The sequence below is a fragment of the Reinekea marinisedimentorum genome, from assembly GCF_004341165.1.
Classification (GTDB): Bacteria; Pseudomonadota; Gammaproteobacteria; order Pseudomonadales; family Natronospirillaceae; genus Reinekea; species Reinekea marinisedimentorum.
Window position 1 is genome coordinate 296,810 of record NZ_SLZR01000002.1, and the last position, 16,167, is coordinate 312,976.

Here is a 16,167-nt window from a genome sequence, read left to right on the forward strand (position 1 = left end):
GGTTAGTTGCTAGTTGCTAGTTGCTAGTTGCTAGTTGCTAGTTGCTAGTTGCTAGTTGCTAGTTGCTAGATGCTAGATGCTAGATGCTAGATGCTAGATGCTAGATGCTAGATGCTAGATGCTAGTGCTTCAGCATTAGGAACTGGGGCTCGATTATCAAGCAGTATCAGGGCTACCTGGCGAGATTTTCTGTGAAGGTGCAGAGGGGTGTTTGAGGCCACAGGCGATTTGCGAAGCAGGAAGTATCGCCTGGTAGCACTTATCTGGGTACGTGAAATAGAAGATGGAAAAACCACAATACAAGCACCTCAGGAAATATTCTTGGGCACAAAAAAGCCAACCCTAAGGTTGGCTTCATTTCTATTCAAGCTATGCTGAAATTAGAAAGAGTAACGACCACCCATTGTCAGAGTAGTAGCATCAGAGCTGGATTCACGCTCGAATTCAGTGTAGTAAGCAACACCGGCTTCTGAAGTGTATACAACGTCAGCAAAGATGTACGCGTGAGTTGTCTCTGCATCGAAGTCTTCCAGACCCGCTTCCAGAGAAGCAGCGATCTGACCTTCAGCGTAAGCTAAAGTACCGTAGAAGTAGTCACCTGCATCTTCAGCAGTTGTGTACTCGTAGCCAACACCAGCAGTGATGGTTTCAGTTACCGCGTAAGCAGCAGTCAATTCCAGGAACTCATCATCTTCAGTTTCTGTGCTGTAGTCAGTCCAACCTGCATACAGAGATGCACCAGCAACATCAGCAGAAATTTCCAAAGCGTATTCAGTGTCCTGACCTGGAGCCGAAGTTACACCGTCATCTTCTAACAGGCCATTATTGTAGAAATGGTTTACAGCAGCTGCTGCTGTGAATGCATCTACAGAATAAGTTACACCGGCACCGAAGAAGTACTCGTCGTCAACACCACTTACATCAGACAGCTGAGCTTCACCTTCAACAACATAGCTCAGTGCATCAGAAGAACCTGTATATTGAGCAGCAACACCGTAGTCCGCGCCATCTTCATCAGTACCCTGAAGCTGAACGTAGAAGCCTTCCATTACCATGTACTTGAAGCCAGCAGCTACATCAGCAACCTGATCTGCGTCTTCATCATCATCCCATGGTTCGTAGTCCAGCATGTCGCCAGCATACTCATCGGTAGACATCAGGCTGCCAACCTGACCAAAAGACAGGTTACCGTCAGTGATGATGATGTCGCCTACAATAATCGCAGCATCATCGTCTTCGCTGTAATACTCAAGACCCAGGCTACCAGAGAACGGGCCATGAACGATGGTTGTTTCCATTGCGATTTCAACGCCTTCGCCGTCGTCATCGTCTTCAGTCAGGCCAACAGTTTTAGCGCCGTCATCCAGCAGATCCACCTGGAAAAAGGCGTCCATAGAGCCCAGGTAAGAAACTTCAGTTTCAGTATCGGCAGCGAACGCCTGAGTAGAAATAGCAGCAGCAAGTGCAGTAACTGCAAAAATAGCTTTCATTAGATTCCCCTATAAATTTTCATAACTGGCTTGGTGACCAGACTACTTAATCAGATTTTCAAGCCAGTAGGCTTTTAAATCCTTGTTATCGTTTTCAACGCATACGTTGATTGGTTTTTTATATGCGCTGGTAAAACGCATTCTGGAAGATTGTAATGAACTTTGATGTCATCATTATGAAACTTAGGCGATTCACATCGGCTGGGTATGGTGACTGTTCTTGTTACTTTTACATCCCAGGGATACACGGTGGTAAGGCGTGTAACCATCGGGCAATATAAAACCAGAGCCGCAAGCCTTGGTCAACCTCTTTTTACGCGGTTTGTAGCGCTATTTAAGGAATTGCCCTACCTTTGTGAGTGACTTTGATGAAAATCAACTTTGTGCACCATTTGCAGTCAATTTCAGGTTCTGAAACACCCGGATGCCGTCCCCGAATGTTACAGAAACCTGAAGATTTCGCGTCAGAAGCCGTCATTCTGCTTCAGCTTGAACCCGCCATAACACTAGAAGCCGAGCACGTCTTCCATGCTGTATAAACCGCAAACGTTTTCATGGTTTAGCCATTTGGCTGCCCGAACAGCACCCCGGGCGAATGTTTGTCTGGAGCTGGCCTTATGCGAGATTTCCACACGCTCCCCTTCACTGGCAAACATAACGGTATGCTCACCAACGATGTCTCCACCCCGAATGGTGGAAAAACCTATGGTGCCGGGTTCACGCGCACCGGTGATTCCTTCACGGGCGAATACGCCACATTCTTTTAAGTCTTTATTTAAAGCACCGGCAACAGCCTCACCCATCATCAGCGCAGTACCGCTTGGCGCATCAACCTTGTGGCGATGGTGAGCTTCTATTACTTCTATATCACTGCTGTCTCCGATTATCTTGGCCGCCATACGCAGCAATTGCAGGGTCAAATTCACACCAACGGAATAGTTACCTGCGAATACCATGGCAACCTTTTCTTTATAGCTGCGTAATTCCTCAAGCTCTTGCTCATTCAGGCCGGTGGTACCAATAACAATCGAGGCACCGGCTTCCGCTACGCACTTCAGGTGGTTTAGCGTTGCCACCGGAACGGTAAAATCAATCACGGTTACATCTGAAGCAAGGCAGGCTGACAGATCGACAGAAACAGAAACACCGAGCTTGCCCCGACCAATCAGTTCACCGGCATCGACACCAATAAAGGGTGAATCGTCTTTAACCGTCGCGCCGACCAATTGTGTTTGTTCCGTGTCTAATATCGCTTCAATCAGTGCCCGGCCCATACGGCCATCTGCACCGGTTACCACCAACTTTTGCATAGCAGGCTCCGTTCAGTTCATTTCTTCAGATAATAAAAAAGGGTGCAGCATTTACTCACCCTTTTCTACAGTTAGTTTAGATTAATTAATACCGAGTCAGCTTTCATTAAAGAAGCGTTTTACGCCTTCAAACCAGCCTTTACTCTTCGGTGAATGCTTCTTGCCGCTCAGGCTTTCCTGTAATTCGTTGAGCAATTCTTTCTGGCGTGCAGTTAGATTCACCGGTGTTTCCACAACCACCCGGCACATCAAATCACCAACCACATGGCCACGAACAGGTTTAACGCCCTTGCCACGCAACCGGAACAGCTTCCCGGTTTGCGTCTCGTGTGGGATCTTCAGCTTCACACGACCTTCCAGCGTAGGCACCTCGAGCTCTCCACCCAAAGCCGCCTCAGTGATACTGATTGGCACTTCGCAATAGAGGTTGGCACCGTCGCGCTCAAAGATATCGTGCTTTCTGACATGCACTTCAACGTACAGATCACCCGCCGGGCCACCATTGCGACCCGCTTCCCCTTCTCCGGAAAGACGAATCCGATCTCCGGTATCAACACCCGGTGGCACCTTAACGTTAAGCGTTTTGGTTTCTTCTTTTACGCCACGGCCATAACAGCTGTCACATGGCTCTTTGATGATTTTGCCAGTACCGGAACAGGTCGGACAGGTTTGCTGCACGGCGAAAAAACCTTGCTGCATACGAACCTGACCAGAGCCACCACAGGTTGTACAGGTCGTTGGTGAGGTACCTTTCTTGGCACCACTGCCATCACAGGTTTCACAGTTGACCAACGTTGGAACCTTGATGGTTTTTTCTACACCGCGAACCGCTTCTTCCAGCGTCAGCTCTAGGTTGTATTTTAAATCCGAACCACGCTGAACTGAAGAGCGCCCGCGACCACCACCGCCGCCACCGAAAATATCGCCGAACACATCTCCAAAGATGTCACTGAAGCTTCCGGCACCGGCGCCATGGCCACCAAAGCCGCCCTGACCATCCACACCGGCATGACCAAACTGGTCATAGGCCTGGCGCTTTTGAGAGTCTGACAGCACTTCGTAGGCTTCGTTAACTTCCTTAAATTTGGTTTCCGCTTCTTTGTCATCCGGGTTTCTGTCCGGATGATATTTCATTGCCATGCGACGATAAGCTTTCTTGATTTCCTTTTCGTCGACACCTTTGGAGAGCCCCAGCGTTTCGTAATAATCGCGTTTTGACATAATGCTATTTGCCTTGCTTAATGCAAAAACGCGGGCACAGGACCCGCGATTAGTGTTCTATTCTTCGCTATTTTCGAAAAACAGGGTCTATTAGTCTTTATCTTTCACTTCTTCGAATTCAGCATCGACTGCATCGTCCGGGCCGGCTGATTCAGCCTGCTCAGCACCCGCTGCCGCTGCGCCTTCCTGCTGGGCTTCTGCGTATAGTTTCTGAGTGAAACCTGCAGCAGCCTGGCTCAAAGCTTCAACAGCCTTATCGATCGCTTCTTTATCTTCGCCCTTCAGTGCGTCTTCAACGGCAACACAGGCTTTTTCAATAGACTCTTTCTCTTCATCCGTTGCTTTGTCTTCATTTTCTTTCAAAGACTTACGCGTGGCATGAACAAGGCCGTCAGCCTGGTTGCGGGCCTGAGCCAGCTCTTCAAACTTGCGGTCTTCCTCAGCATTCGCTTCGGCATCTTTCACCATTTGTTCAATTTCGTCATCCGACAGACCAGAGTTTGCCTTAATAACGATCGACTGTTCTTTACCGGTGCCCTTGTCTTTTGCAGAAACGTTCAGGATGCCGTTTGCGTCAAGGTCAAAGCTAACTTCAATCTGTGGCACACCGCGTGGTGCTGGCGGAATGTCTGCCAGATCGAAACGACCCAGAGACTTATTCTGGCCTGCCATTTTACGCTCACCCTGCAGAACATGAATCGTTACAGCACCCTGATTGTCATCCGCTGTAGAGAACACTTGAGATTTCTTGGTCGGAATCGTTGTGTTCTTGTCGATCAGCGACGTCATGACGCCACCCATGGTTTCAATACCCAGTGTCAGCGGCGTTACGTCAAGCAGCAGTACGTCTTTAACATCACCAGAAAGAACCGCACCCTGAATAGCAGCACCTACCGCTACCGCTTCGTCCGGGTTCACGTCTTTACGAGGCTCTTTACCAAAGAATTCAGCAACCTTGGATTGAACCAGTGGCATACGGGTTTGACCACCCACCAGAATCACTTCGTCAATCTCAGAGATTTCATGGCCGGCATCTTTCAGTGCAATACGCACAGGTTCCAGAGAACGCTCAACCAGATCTTCAACCAGAGATTCCAGCTTGGCACGGGTCACTTTTACGTTTAAGTGCTTAGGACCTGTTGCATCTGCAGTGATGTACGGCAGGTTTACGTCGGTCTGTGCCGCTGAAGACAGCTCAACTTTCGCTTTCTCGCCTGCTTCTTTCAGACGCTGCATTGCCAGCGCATCACCTTTCAGATCGATACCGGATTCTTTCTTAAAGGTTTCGGCCAGGTAGTTAATCATGCGCAGGTCGAAGTCTTCACCACCCAGGAAGGTGTCGCCGTTGGTCGCTAACACTTCAAACTGGTGCTCGCCATCAACTTCTGCAATTTCGATAATAGAGATATCGAACGTACCACCACCTAAGTCGTATACAGCAACAACGCTGTCACCACGTTTTTTATCCATACCATAAGCCAGTGCCGCAGCCGTTGGCTCGTTGATAATACGTTTAACGTCCAAACCTGCGATCTTACCGGCATCTTTGGTCGCCTGACGCTGAGCATCGTTAAAGTAAGCAGGTACCGTAATCACAGCTTCCGTTACCTTCTCACCCAGGTATTCTTCGGCTGTTTTCTTCATCTTCTTCAGAACTTCAGCAGAAACCTGAGGTGGCGCTTTCTTATCGCCTTTTACTTCAACCCATGCATCGCCATTGTCTGCCTTAACAATTTTGTAAGGCACCATGTTTATATCTTTCTGTACAACATCGTCTTCGAAGCGACGGCCGATCAGACGCTTAACAGCGTATAAAGTATTTTCCGGGTTGGTTACTGCCTGACGCTTGGCCGGCTGACCAACAAGAATTTCGTTATCATCGGTGAACGCAACGATGGACGGCGTTGTACGATCGCCTTCGGCATTTTCGATTACCTTTGGTTTGTCACCCTCAAGAACAGCTACACATGAGTTGGTGGTACCAAGGTCAATACCAATAATCTTACCCATCTTATTTACTCCGTAATTAATCCTAACTTCTATGTCCAGCTATATTTGTTCGCCGGATCAAATTTCAAGCCTGTATGAGTTGAAATCAGGCCTGTTCGTCAATTTTGTTTGCGGCCTGGCCGCCTTTACTGACCATCACCATCGCCGGGCGAATTAACCGTCCGTTCAACTGATAGCCTTTCTGCATAACAGCGATCACTGTATTTGGCTCTACGTCCGGATTTTCCACCATCGACATGGCCTGATGCAGCTGCGGATCAAACGGCTCACCAATCGGATCGACGGCGACAATGTTAAACTTGCCGAATACGTCAACCAGCCCCTTAAGTGTTAATTCAACACCCTCACGGATAGCATTGATGTCGGCTGCGTCGGATTCTGTCGACTGCAGCGCCCGCTCCAGGTTATCAGCAATGCCCAGCAGCTCTTTCGACAGCTTTTCCTGGCCGAACTTATGCGCATTTTCCACGTCTTTTTCAACGCGGCGGCGCAGGTTTGCCATTTCGGCTTCTGCACGAATGTACTGATCCTGAGCGGCACTGGCTCGTTCTTCGGCTTCTTGCAGTTGTTTAACCAGATCCGCCTCGGTTGCTACCTCTACAGCAGCTTCGGTTGCTTCATCAACGGCTTCTGCTTCGGTCGCTTCAGGCTGAACCTGTTCGATATCGTCTACTGACTTATCTTCCTGAGTCATGATTTACCTTTCCAACACTCATGTTCGGTTATTTCGGCCTATTTAATGGGGGGTGTAAAAAGTCATTTCAAGTGTAAACAGGGGCAATTCAGATCATTTTTTTAACAATAAATGACCCTCAGCTTATCGAAAGCAGTTTGAAACAAATATTTCATCATTGGCGACTTGCTTAAACACAAAAAAATACTGTACATTCATACAGACCAATAAGTGAGCGGCAGCATCATGCTACAGAATCTGACTATCCGGAACATCGCCATTGCAGACAACATTGAAATTGACTGGCAGACCGGCATGACCTCTATTTCCGGTGAAACCGGTGCCGGTAAATCCATTCTGCTGAACAGTCTGAGCCTTGCACTGGGCGACCGTGCCGACAGCGGCATTGTGCGCCATGGCGAAAAGCGCGCAGAGGTTGTTGCCTCCTTTAACGTTGAGCGCATCCCTGAAGCACAGCAATGGTTGGTGGAGCGTGATCTGGATGAAGGGCACGACTGCATTTTAAGGCGCACGATTTCCGCCGAAGGGCGCTCACGGGGCTACATTAATGGTCAGCCAGTACCGCTGGCTGAGCTTAAAACACTGGGCGAACGGCTGATTGATATCCACAGCCAGCACGCCCACCAGTCGCTGATGCGCAGCAGCACCCACCTGACCTTGCTCGATGATTACGGCCTGCTCAACAGCCAGAAGAGCAAAGCCAAGGATGCCTGGCTAAGCTGGCAGGGCCTGGAGCGCAAATACAGCCAATTGAAAGCCAATGTCGAAGAAAACAGCGCCCACCGCCAACTGTTGCAGTACCAGTGTGAAGAACTCAATGAACTGGATCTGACAGCAAATGAAGTGGAACAGCTGGAGAGCGATTTCCAGCGCATGGAGCAGAGCCACACGCTGCTCGAAGGTGCTTACAGTACGATCAGCCGGATAGATAACGACGCCGATGATGGCATTCTGGCCGCACTGAAGGCCGCCTCCAACGCATTAAACCGGCTACCGGATAATGCCGCACCGCTCAGCAGCGCTAAAGGCCTGCTCGACAGCGCCGTCATTCAGGTGGAAGAATGCCTGCATGACCTCGGCGATTACATCGACAGCTTTGATATCGATGAAGAACAAAAGCACAATCTGGAGAGCCGCCTGGACAGCATCCACACGCTGGCCCGCAAACATCAGGTGCACTCCAATGATCTGTACGCTCACCACCAGCAGCTACTGGCCGAGCTCGATGCGACCAGTGCCAACTCTGATTCGTTGCCGGAGCTGGAGGCTGAGGTTGAAAAGCGTAAACAAACCCTGCTGAAAATTACCGCGCAACTGACGAAACAGCGCAAAAAGGCCGCTAAAGCATTTGAAGCCGAAATCATCGATAAGCTTGCCCAGCTGGCGATGCCCGGCGCCCGTTTTGAGGTCAAATTCAAGGAGCAGGCCGCACTCAGCCATACCGGTGCAGATCAGGTAGAATTCTATATCAGCCTGAACCCAGGCCAACCTTTGCAGCCCCTGGCAAAGGTAGCCTCCGGCGGTGAGCTGTCGCGTGTTTCTCTGGCTGTACAGGTGGTTTGTGCCGAACACTCCACCATTCCGACACTGGTATTTGATGAGGTTGATGTTGGTATCAGCGGTGCCACAGCTGAGATTGTCGGGCACATGCTGCGCAGTGTCGGCAGCCGTGGTCAAGTGATATGCGTAACTCACTTGCCGCAGGTTGCCGCGGTGGGCCATAACCACTGCGTGGTGCAAAAGCTACACGAAAAAGAAAGAACAACGACCGATATTCGTCACCTGAACGACGGGCAACGCGTCGACGAGATCGCACGTATGCTGGGCGGCATCGATATAACGGCACAAACCAGGGCTCACGCTGAAGAAATGCTGGCCAGACAACAAAGGCAGCACTGACAAAAAAACCGGCCTGTGCCGGTTTTCATTTGAAATGAGCGGAATAATTTACTTCCCGCTTTTGGGCTTGGCGTAAATAACCAGACTGTGTTCAATAATTTCCAGGCCGTGTTCTTCCGCTATCTGGTGTTGCCGCTCTTCAATCACCGGATCGACAAATTCAATGACATCCCCGGTTTCGACATTGACCATGTGATCGTGATGATCATCTGAGGCCAGTTCATATATTGCGTGATTACCGTCGAAGTTATGCTTTGAAATGAGTCCGGCCGCCTCAAACTGAGTTAGAACACGATAGACAGTCGCCAGGCCAACGTCTTCCCCGGCTTCCTGCAACGTTCTGTAGATATCCTCAGCACTCAGATGACCGGCTTCATTGGACTCAAACATCTGTAAAATCTTTACCCTAGGTAAAGTTACTTTAAGGCCTGCTTTTTTTAATTCCTGATTCTGTGTAGCCACCTTCTCGTCTCCGAATAACTGTGTACAATGCTCGAACCGAACATACGTGCCAACAATAAGGGTTAATTCATTGCTGTTTAGATTATCAAAATATGTGCTCCTTTGCTCTTTCACATTAGCCTTATCTGCATGTGGGCTGCTAAAACCTTATGAAGCAGAGCTTGGCCAGGGTAATTCTGTTAAGAGCGACCAACTTGAACAAATAGAAATTGGTCTAACAAAGGAACAGGTTGCTTTCATTCTGGGTACACCGATGCTCTCCGGCCTAGACCCTGAACACCGCTGGATATACACCACCTTTTCTGAGGACAACGGCTACGCCAGCCTGGTTATTGAGTTTGCAGACGGCCTGGTCAGCAACATAAACACCAGCGACAACCTTATCGTCGAATAACGGCTTACTTCTTAGCCTTCGCAGCCCTGTTTGCGCGGGCCTTTTTAGGGTCCGCCAGCAGTGGCCGGTAAATTTCTATCCGGTCGCCTTCGCGAACAATTTCTTTTTCCGGCTTAGGCACCTTACGACCAAAGATCCCCATTGGCGATTCCGCAATATTCAGACCTTTGAACTCGTTTTCCAAACCGGAACAGAGGGCCGCATCTCTCATGTTAGTCCCCGGTTCAACTTCCACTTCAACAATCAACTGCTTTTCCGCAGTAGCGTAGGCAACTTCTACTTTTATCATTTTTGTTCCTATATCTTTCCGACGGAATAATCCGCCTGCGCTCGGGCAACAAAAGAGGCGACCATCTGGTCGGCTATTTTTTTAAACATGACGCTAAATGCCATCCCTTTAATGCTTTTTTTGGCGTGAAACCTCAAATCCAGGCTGACCTTACAACCCGCATCACCCAAAGCCTTGATAGACCAGGTACCGTTCAGGTAATCCAGCGGCCCTTCCTCCAGGTTCATCTCAATACTCGAAGGGTGAACCAACTGATTGCGGGTGACCAGAACCTTTTCAACCCCGGCTTTGGCAATCACCAGCTTACCCAGCATGTGCTGCTCACTCTGTTCCAAAACATAAGCCGCCTTCACACCGTCCAAAAACAGCGGGTAAGATTCAATATCGTTAATCAGGTTATAAAGGTGCTCAGCAGGTGCCAGCACCAGTGCATTTCTGTGGATTTCTATCATATTCCGGGCAATACAGCTCTCGATTTAAGCAAACGAAATAATTGGATCAAGACCAATAACACTACAACGCCCAGGGCCACCAGAGGATAGTTCAAAGGAATCAGGCTGGCGGTGGCGCGCGCGAATACTAACCCAAGCACCATCGGCACAACAAACCGCAAAACCACCCGCCAGAGGAAATAACGGAAACCGCCATGCGGATTAATCTGCCGTAAAACCCGGTTGGGCCACACCACCCAGCCAATCCAGATGCAGATACTAGCGGACAGCAATGGTACTAAAATACCCTGTCCTAACTGCTGCACTACGACATACAGCGTCTTGTCATACCAGGTAACCGGCGAGAAGGTATCGTGCGACAGAACCAGCCCGCCGCTGGTAATCACCACCAGAATCACAGTTAGGCCCAGCAACCAGGGGTTGTGCACGACATGAATCTGCTGCGCCACCAGCAGCAGCAATGGCAGGCTGCTGAGGATGCCGATGATCGTCAGGCCTGCCAGCCAACTGGCCATGTCCGTTTGCAACACCGGCAACAATTCCAGGCTGGCCGTTAATGCGCGCAGAACGGTACCGGCCTCGGTTACCTCTACGCCATACGAGCTGATCCAATCCCAGGAGATAGACAACATCGCCACACCCAACAGTACGTCGATCAGTTGCACCAGAATGATCACCCGACCGGTCGGGATCTGATCGGACACCTTGGTGCCCAACACATACCAGATAAACAACCCGGCCATGGATGAGGTGAGTGCATGCTGCATTGCCGCCATCATGTCTTCAAAGGAAATCATCTGCCACGACATGCCCATCAGCATCTCCACCGTGCCCGGCAGGTGCCAGAGAATAAAGCCCAGAACAACCGGCATCATGATCAGGAAGATGGTCGCAATACCGCGCCAGGCGAGGCCGCCGAGAATCATCAGAAAGATCCCCTGCGCCAGTACAAAGCTCATGATGCGCCGGGTATTCTGGCTTTGTTCAAACCAGTAAAGGTTCTGATCCAGCGGGCGCAGCAACAGTAAGTCGCCATTCAAGCCATCGAGACCAAAGATCAGTGCCCACGAGGTGTTAAACAGGTTCATCGACAGGGTCAGAATCAACGCCAGCATGAGGATGCAGAACAAAGCCTGAGCCCAGAAGCGCTTACCGATAACAAAACTGAATTCATAGGGCGTTGTGCGGTACAGGCGTCCGGCCACCAGCTCGGCCTGCAGCACCGGCAGAATAAAGAAAAGTTTGAAAAATGCGTATGCGGCAAGAAACGAGCCCTCACCGTGCTCGACAGCCAGTGTTGGCAGAATCAATACATCTGAAAGGCCGATCTGTGTTCCAATCAGCAATGCAATCAACAGAAAAACGTTCAAACTCACCGCTCACCTTACCGAAAAGGGTGTTCCAGCTTATCAGATCTGCTGGTAAGCTTCGCTGCTATACTGTACCAAAAGCGATCAGCAAGCGGGATTATGGCAGAACAATATTACGACCTGACTTTCAGCGGCGAGCTTCTCGAAGGCCACTTCATCGATTTTGTGAAGGCGGATTTACAGGCAATGTTCAAAGCCAGCAGCGTCTATATTGATGCGCTGTTTTCCGGTCCGGATCAGCCTGTCAAGCTCAAGGTCGATAAGGCCACCGCCATTAAGTACCAAAAGGCGTTCAAACAGGCCGGCGCAAAGCTGACGGTGCGCGTGCACAAGCCGGCAATGGCCACAGCCAAAACCAGGGCCGAATCTGAACCGAACGTAACAGCGTCTGCGCCAGCACAACCCGCTGCTAAGCCTCAGGCTGCCAGCCCAACAAGCGGAATAAGCACAACCCTCAATGCCGTGGCCGGTGAAAATGCCGACGCACTGGTGGAGCACCATCAGCCTGACCTGCAGCAACCCGAAAGTATCCCTCAGTGGGCGGTCGCCGCACCGGGCGAACAGCTCGTTGAAATCACCGAGCTGCCGGTTGCAGAAATAGACACCGGCAACCTGAGTCTGGCCGATACCGGCACAGACCTGCTTGGCAATGAACTGAAGTTTGACGAGCCCGCACCCATCATTAATGTCGATGCGCTGTCACTGGCCCCGGCCGGGGCAGAAATTGAGGTGCTCGATGACAAACCCGCGCCAGTCAGCGTAGATACCAGCCACCTCAAGGTTGAATAGCGGTCGCGTTTAGCGGACAAAATCCCTGCGCAGATCACGGTCGCTCAGAAACTTGCCACCCAGTGAGAGTGTTTCTGTCGACGAGGTGCTGTCCATCACGCCGCGCGCCTTCACGCAATAGTGTGTCGCATTCATCTTCACCGCGACATCATCGGTACCCAGCAGAGTTTGCAGAGCAATCAGCACCTGCTGATTAAGCCGTTCCTGCACCTGCGGGCGCTGAGCAAAAAAGCCGACAATCCGGTTGATTTTAGAAAGGCCGATAATGCGGTCTTTCGGGATGTAGGCGACATCGGCGGTACCATCAATGGTGACAAAATGGTGTTCGCAGGTACTGGTCAGGCAGATATCCTTCACACGGATCATCTCGCGCACGCCCATCTTGTTCTCGATCAGCGTAATCTTGGGGAAGTTTTCATAGTTCAGGCCAGAGAATATCTCGCTGACATACATCTTCGCCATGCGCTCCGGCGTTTCCGCTAGGCTGTCGTCGGATAAATCCAACGCCAGAACCTGCATGACTTCTTTCATTAAAACTTCAATGCGTGATTTCTGCTCAGCTTCGGAAAGGGTTTGCTCAACCATGGGCGTTTCCAGACCAAGCTCAATTAATCGTTTCTGAACAGCGAGTGCTTCCGCCGAGATGGGCATGAATGTAAACCTTTAAATGTCGATATCAGAGGGTGCTTATTTCAAGACGGCGCATCATATCACAGCAACCCGGAATTGGATCATCTTGGTGCAAATTGACGAGGCCCTGAATGCATTGACTTACAGGGCATTTACCTGTCCAATCGCCGCTCGTTCAAACGGAATGCGGTGAAAGCCCGCAGCGGACGCGCCACTGTAATAAGCAAGCCTGTCGGTTTAACGCTTTAAGCCAGGAGACGAGAACGAATTTTATACTGTACGCGACCTACAGGAGACCATCGGTGTCTGACGCTATTAAGCCTTTAATTTCTACTTTCCTCTTTACGGTACTGGCCGTATTCAGCCAGGCGGAAACCCAATACCCGTTAACGGTGACCGATGATCAGGGAAACCGCATCACGCTGACGACCCAACCGGCAAAGATCTCATCCAAAACCCTGTTTACCGATGAGCTGCTGCTGAATCTGGTAGCGCCTGAACAGCTGTCGAGCATTACCCACATTGCCACGGACGAAACCTTCTCCAATATTGCCGATAAGGTGCCTCCTGCGGTTCAACAGCTGGATTTAAACGTAGAAGCCATTCTGGCAAACGCCCCGGATATCCTGTTTGCCGCCAATTGGAGCGAGTCGGATAAAATTCGGCAGCTGCGCGCAGTGGGGGTTCCGGTCTACCTGATCAATACCCCCTTCACGCTGGCCGACATCCAGCAAAAAATCCGCACACTCGGGGAGCTGCTTAACCTAGCCGATGAGGCCGACGCCCTGATCGAGCAGATGAACCTGGAGCTGGCAAGCCTGGCCCCCCTGAAAGAACAGATTCTGCAGCAGGGTTGGGTCGCACTTGATTACAACAGCTGGGGCACGGCCAACGGCAAGAACACCACCTGGCAAGCGGTTCTGGATAACTCGGGCCTGATTAATGGTGCAGCCGGCTTTGAAGCGGGTGCCTTTGGCCAGGTTGCGCTGTCCAAAGAGCTGATTGTGGCGGTCAACCCGGACGTTTTGTTCCTGCCGGGCTGGATCTATGGTGAGCACAACAGTGCGCAAGCCTTCTACGATCAGGTCGTGAACGACCCGGCATTGGCATCGGTCCCGGCGATCAGGCATGGCCGCGTTTACCCGGTGCCGGAAAACCTGCGGGGCACCTACAGTCAGTACCTGGTACAAACCATTCGCTTCGTTACCGAAACGGTTTATCAGGATATAGCCCACTGACATGCTCAACGTCGACCGTCTTCCCCGCAGTATCCGCTTAAGCCTCGGTATTTTTGCGGTACTGCTGCTGTTACTGGCCTACCTGTCGTTCGGCGCTATTCAGCTGCCGGTCGCAGAAATCCTTCAGGTATTGAAGCTGACACTGAGCGGTTCCTTTGAACAGGCGCAACAGGCCTATCCGAAGACTGCAGCCATTCTGGTGCATATCCGTTTGCCCAGAGCCATAGCCGCCATGCTCACCGGTGCCGCTTTAGCATTAGCCGGCGCTTGCATGCAGGGCCTGTTCAGAAACCCACTGGCCAGCCCGGATATACTCGGGGTCAGCGCCGGCTCGAGCCTGGGGGCGGTTATCGCCATCACCACCGGCATGTCATTGATACACCCGCTGATGATCCCCCTGTTCTCGATAACCGGCGCACTGCTTACAGCAGGCCTGGTTTATCTGATCGCCCTGCGCACCGCTTCGCAACGGCAGCTTCTGTTTCTGATTTTGACCGGTCTTGCGCTGTCCAGCCTGCTGAACGGCGCAGTTTCGGCAACGCTGCTGATGGCGCGACAATATGAGATCAGCCAGTTTATTTTCTGGACCATGGGCGGCCTTGAAGGCCGTTTGTGGCCTCATGTGCTGTGGCCGGCGCCCTTTTTACTGGTCATTGGTCTGATCAGCCTGAGGCAGTCAACAGCCCTGAACCTGATCACGCTGGGCGAAGAGAATGCTCACGGGATGGGTCTGAACGTTAAACAGCACCGGCAAAAAACGCTGTTACTCAGTGCCAGCCTGACCGCGCTGGCGATTTCAATCGGTGGCCCGATTGGCTTTATTGGCCTGATGGTGCCTCACCTGGTGCGGCTGATTATCGGCCCGGATCACCGCAAGCTGTTGCCAATCGCCGCCATCACCGGCAGCTGTTTTGTCCTGCTGGCCGATCTGCTCGGTCGCTGCCTGTTGGCGCCGCATGAAATCAAGGTTGGCATCATCACCTCGGTTATCGGCGGCAGTTACTTTATTTATCTGATCGCCCGCATTCAGAAACAGGGGGCGACCCTATGAGCCAGCCATCGCTGCTGCACGTTTCCGGGCTAAGCTACAGGCTGCACAGCCGGCAACTGCTTGATGACATCAACGTTGAGATTCAACCCGGTGAACTGGTGGGTATTATCGGCCCGAACGGTGCTGGCAAGAGTACCCTGCTGAAGTGCCTGATCGACTTCCTGCCTGCCAGCGACGGCCAGATCCGTTACAACGGCAAAGCCCTGCATGAGCTCACACATCAGCAGCGGGCGCTGGAGGTTGCCTACATGGCGCAACACCCGGAAGCCTCATTCCCGTTTTCTGCCGCCGAAGTGATCGCGCTCGGGGCTGAAAACCGGCGGCAAATCACACCACTCAGCCCGCAGCTGCTTAACCAGCAGATCACCGTCATCGCAAGGGAGCTGCAGATAGAGCCGTTACTGCAGCGGAAAATCACCGAGCTTTCTGGCGGGGAGCGCCAGCTGGTGCATTTTGCCCGGGTATTGATGCAGCAAACCCCGCTGCTGCTGCTCGATGAACCTTCATCCAATCTTGATATCGGCCACGAAACCTGGCTGATGCAGCGACTGAAAAGCCACTGTGCTAAGGCAAACTCGGCGCTGATCGCACTGCACAACCTGACCACCGCAGCGACCTTCTGCGAGCGCCTGCTGTTCATTGCCGGCGGCCGGCTGATTGCCAGTGGCAAGCCGGAACAGGTGCTGACCGAGGCTCGCATAGCTGAGCATTACCATCAACAGGTCATTGTTGCGCCACACCCGGTTACCGGCACGCTCACGGTTATGCCGGTACAGAATACAAATGTGCGCTTCAAATAGCGCTTTTTTGCACACTATTCCATAAAATAAGCCGCTAAAGTGCTAAGCTAGCTGTGTTACAGCGATCA

The 16,167-nt window shown here is 51.4% G+C and carries 16 protein-coding genes and 1 riboswitch; of the genes, 6 read left to right on the top strand and 10 right to left on the bottom strand.

Annotated elements, in window-relative coordinates:
• Positions 1 to 380: 380 nt before the first annotated feature.
• The 5 genes from BCF53_RS03620 to grpE all read right to left on the bottom strand — a co-directional run bounded on the left by BCF53_RS03620 (position 381) and on the right by grpE (position 6,725).
• Positions 381 to 1,490 (bottom strand): porin family protein, encoded by a 1,110-nt coding sequence (locus BCF53_RS03620; protein WP_132699987.1) that lies wholly within the window; start codon positions 1,488 to 1,490, stop codon positions 381 to 383.
• Positions 1,491 to 1,996: 506 nt separating this feature from the next.
• Entirely contained in the window at positions 1,997 to 2,800 is an 804-nt protein-coding gene (gene dapB / locus BCF53_RS03625) for a 4-hydroxy-tetrahydrodipicolinate reductase (RefSeq protein WP_132699989.1), read from the bottom strand.
• Between the two features lie 96 nt (positions 2,801 to 2,896).
• Positions 2,897 to 4,021: a molecular chaperone DnaJ gene (gene dnaJ / locus BCF53_RS03630; RefSeq protein WP_132699991.1), complete on the bottom strand. Its 1,125-nt coding sequence runs from the start codon at positions 4,019 to 4,021 to the stop codon at positions 2,897 to 2,899.
• Positions 4,022 to 4,111: 90 nt separating this feature from the next.
• Positions 4,112 to 6,031, bottom strand: a complete 1,920-nt coding sequence (dnaK, locus tag BCF53_RS03635) for a molecular chaperone DnaK (RefSeq protein ID WP_132699993.1) — start codon at positions 6,029 to 6,031, stop codon at positions 4,112 to 4,114.
• An 85-nt stretch (positions 6,032 to 6,116) separates the two neighbouring features.
• On the bottom strand, positions 6,117 to 6,725 hold the full coding sequence (grpE, locus tag BCF53_RS03640; protein WP_132699995.1) for a nucleotide exchange factor GrpE: 609 nt from the start codon (positions 6,723 to 6,725) through the stop codon (positions 6,117 to 6,119).
• Between the two features lie 225 nt (positions 6,726 to 6,950).
• On the opposite strand from grpE, the gene recN reads away from it, so the two are divergent.
• Complete coding sequence (gene recN / locus BCF53_RS03645; RefSeq protein ID WP_132699997.1) at positions 6,951 to 8,624, top strand: DNA repair protein RecN; 1,674 nt, start codon at positions 6,951 to 6,953, stop codon at positions 8,622 to 8,624.
• 48 nt (positions 8,625 to 8,672) lie between these two features.
• Here the strand turns inward: recN and fur are convergent, their stop codons facing one another.
• Positions 8,673 to 9,086 carry a ferric iron uptake transcriptional regulator gene (fur, locus tag BCF53_RS03650; protein ID WP_132699999.1) on the bottom strand — a complete coding sequence of 138 codons (414 nt, stop codon included), beginning with the start codon at positions 9,084 to 9,086 and terminating at the stop codon, positions 8,673 to 8,675.
• A 94-nt stretch (positions 9,087 to 9,180) separates the two neighbouring features.
• On the opposite strand from fur, the gene BCF53_RS03655 reads away from it, so the two are divergent.
• Positions 9,181 to 9,480, top strand: coding sequence for an outer membrane protein assembly factor BamE (locus BCF53_RS03655; protein ID WP_165901795.1), 300 nt, complete (start codon positions 9,181 to 9,183; stop codon positions 9,478 to 9,480).
• Positions 9,481 to 9,484: 4 nt separating this feature from the next.
• Here the strand turns inward: BCF53_RS03655 and BCF53_RS03660 are convergent, their stop codons facing one another.
• The 3 genes from BCF53_RS03660 to BCF53_RS03670 are packed head-to-tail and all read right to left on the bottom strand — an operon-like array spanning position 9,485 to position 11,591.
• On the bottom strand, positions 9,485 to 9,769 hold the full coding sequence (locus BCF53_RS03660; RefSeq protein ID WP_207902638.1) for an RnfH family protein: 285 nt from the start codon (positions 9,767 to 9,769) through the stop codon (positions 9,485 to 9,487).
• Between the two features lie 8 nt (positions 9,770 to 9,777).
• A complete protein-coding gene (locus BCF53_RS03665; RefSeq protein ID WP_132700005.1) occupies positions 9,778 to 10,221 on the bottom strand; it encodes a type II toxin-antitoxin system RatA family toxin in 444 nt (147 codons plus the stop codon).
• On the bottom strand, positions 10,218 to 11,591 hold the full coding sequence (locus BCF53_RS03670; RefSeq protein WP_132700007.1) for an SLC5/6 family protein: 1,374 nt from the start codon (positions 11,589 to 11,591) through the stop codon (positions 10,218 to 10,220). The genes BCF53_RS03665 and BCF53_RS03670 overlap by 4 nt, the downstream gene beginning before the upstream one ends.
• Positions 11,592 to 11,690: 99 nt before the next feature.
• Here BCF53_RS03670 and BCF53_RS03675 point away from each other — a divergent pair, with 99 nt between their 5' ends.
• Positions 11,691 to 12,380, top strand: a complete 690-nt coding sequence (locus BCF53_RS03675) for a hypothetical protein (RefSeq protein ID WP_132700009.1) — start codon at positions 11,691 to 11,693, stop codon at positions 12,378 to 12,380.
• A gap of 9 nt (positions 12,381 to 12,389) precedes the next feature.
• Here the strand turns inward: BCF53_RS03675 and folE are convergent, their stop codons facing one another.
• Entirely contained in the window at positions 12,390 to 13,031 is a 642-nt protein-coding gene (gene folE / locus BCF53_RS03680; protein WP_132700011.1) for a GTP cyclohydrolase I FolE, read from the bottom strand.
• 114 nt (positions 13,032 to 13,145) lie between these two features.
• Positions 13,146 to 13,289, top strand: a riboswitch (cobalamin riboswitch).
• A gap of 23 nt (positions 13,290 to 13,312) precedes the next feature.
• Between folE and BCF53_RS03685 the strand changes: the two genes are divergently transcribed.
• Genes BCF53_RS03685 through BCF53_RS03695 form a run of 3 tightly spaced genes read left to right on the top strand, consistent with a single transcriptional unit; the run spans position 13,313 to position 16,099 of the window.
• Positions 13,313 to 14,248: an ABC transporter substrate-binding protein gene (locus BCF53_RS03685; protein WP_165901797.1), complete on the top strand. Its 936-nt coding sequence runs from the start codon at positions 13,313 to 13,315 to the stop codon at positions 14,246 to 14,248.
• Position 14,249: 1 nt separating this feature from the next.
• Positions 14,250 to 15,299, top strand: a complete 1,050-nt coding sequence (locus BCF53_RS03690) for a FecCD family ABC transporter permease (protein ID WP_132700015.1) — start codon at positions 14,250 to 14,252, stop codon at positions 15,297 to 15,299.
• Positions 15,296 to 16,099, top strand: coding sequence for an ABC transporter ATP-binding protein (locus tag BCF53_RS03695; RefSeq protein ID WP_132700017.1), 804 nt, complete (start codon positions 15,296 to 15,298; stop codon positions 16,097 to 16,099). Before BCF53_RS03690 ends, BCF53_RS03695 begins: the two co-directional genes overlap by 4 nt.
• Positions 16,100 to 16,167 lie beyond the last annotated feature (68 nt).

Bases quoted from the DNA above. Each gene is read 5' to 3' on its own strand.
- dnaJ (WP_132699991.1), bottom strand. From the start codon at position 4,021: ATGTCAAAACGCGATTATTACGAAACGCTGGGGCTCTCCAAAGGTGTC.
- grpE (WP_132699995.1), bottom strand. From the start codon at position 6,725: ATGACTCAGGAAGATAAGTCAGTAGACGATATCGAACAGGTTCAGCCT.
- recN (WP_132699997.1), top strand. From the start codon at position 6,951: ATGCTACAGAATCTGACTATCCGGAACATCGCCATTGCAGACAACATT.
- BCF53_RS03675 (WP_132700009.1), top strand. From the start codon at position 11,691: ATGGCAGAACAATATTACGACCTGACTTTCAGCGGCGAGCTTCTCGAA.
- folE (WP_132700011.1), bottom strand. From the start codon at position 13,031: ATGCCCATCTCGGCGGAAGCACTCGCTGTTCAGAAACGATTAATTGAG.
- BCF53_RS03695 (WP_132700017.1), top strand. From the start codon at position 15,296: ATGAGCCAGCCATCGCTGCTGCACGTTTCCGGGCTAAGCTACAGGCTG.
- dapB (WP_132699989.1), bottom strand. From the start codon at position 2,800: ATGCAAAAGTTGGTGGTAACCGGTGCAGATGGCCGTATGGGCCGGGCA.
- BCF53_RS03660 (WP_207902638.1), bottom strand. From the start codon at position 9,769: ATGATAAAAGTAGAAGTTGCCTACGCTACTGCGGAAAAGCAGTTGATT.
- BCF53_RS03690 (WP_132700015.1), top strand. From the start codon at position 14,250: ATGCTCAACGTCGACCGTCTTCCCCGCAGTATCCGCTTAAGCCTCGGT.
- BCF53_RS03620 (WP_132699987.1), bottom strand. From the start codon at position 1,490: ATGAAAGCTATTTTTGCAGTTACTGCACTTGCTGCTGCTATTTCTACT.
- dnaK (WP_132699993.1), bottom strand. From the start codon at position 6,031: ATGGGTAAGATTATTGGTATTGACCTTGGTACCACCAACTCATGTGTA.
- BCF53_RS03665 (WP_132700005.1), bottom strand. From the start codon at position 10,221: ATGATAGAAATCCACAGAAATGCACTGGTGCTGGCACCTGCTGAGCAC.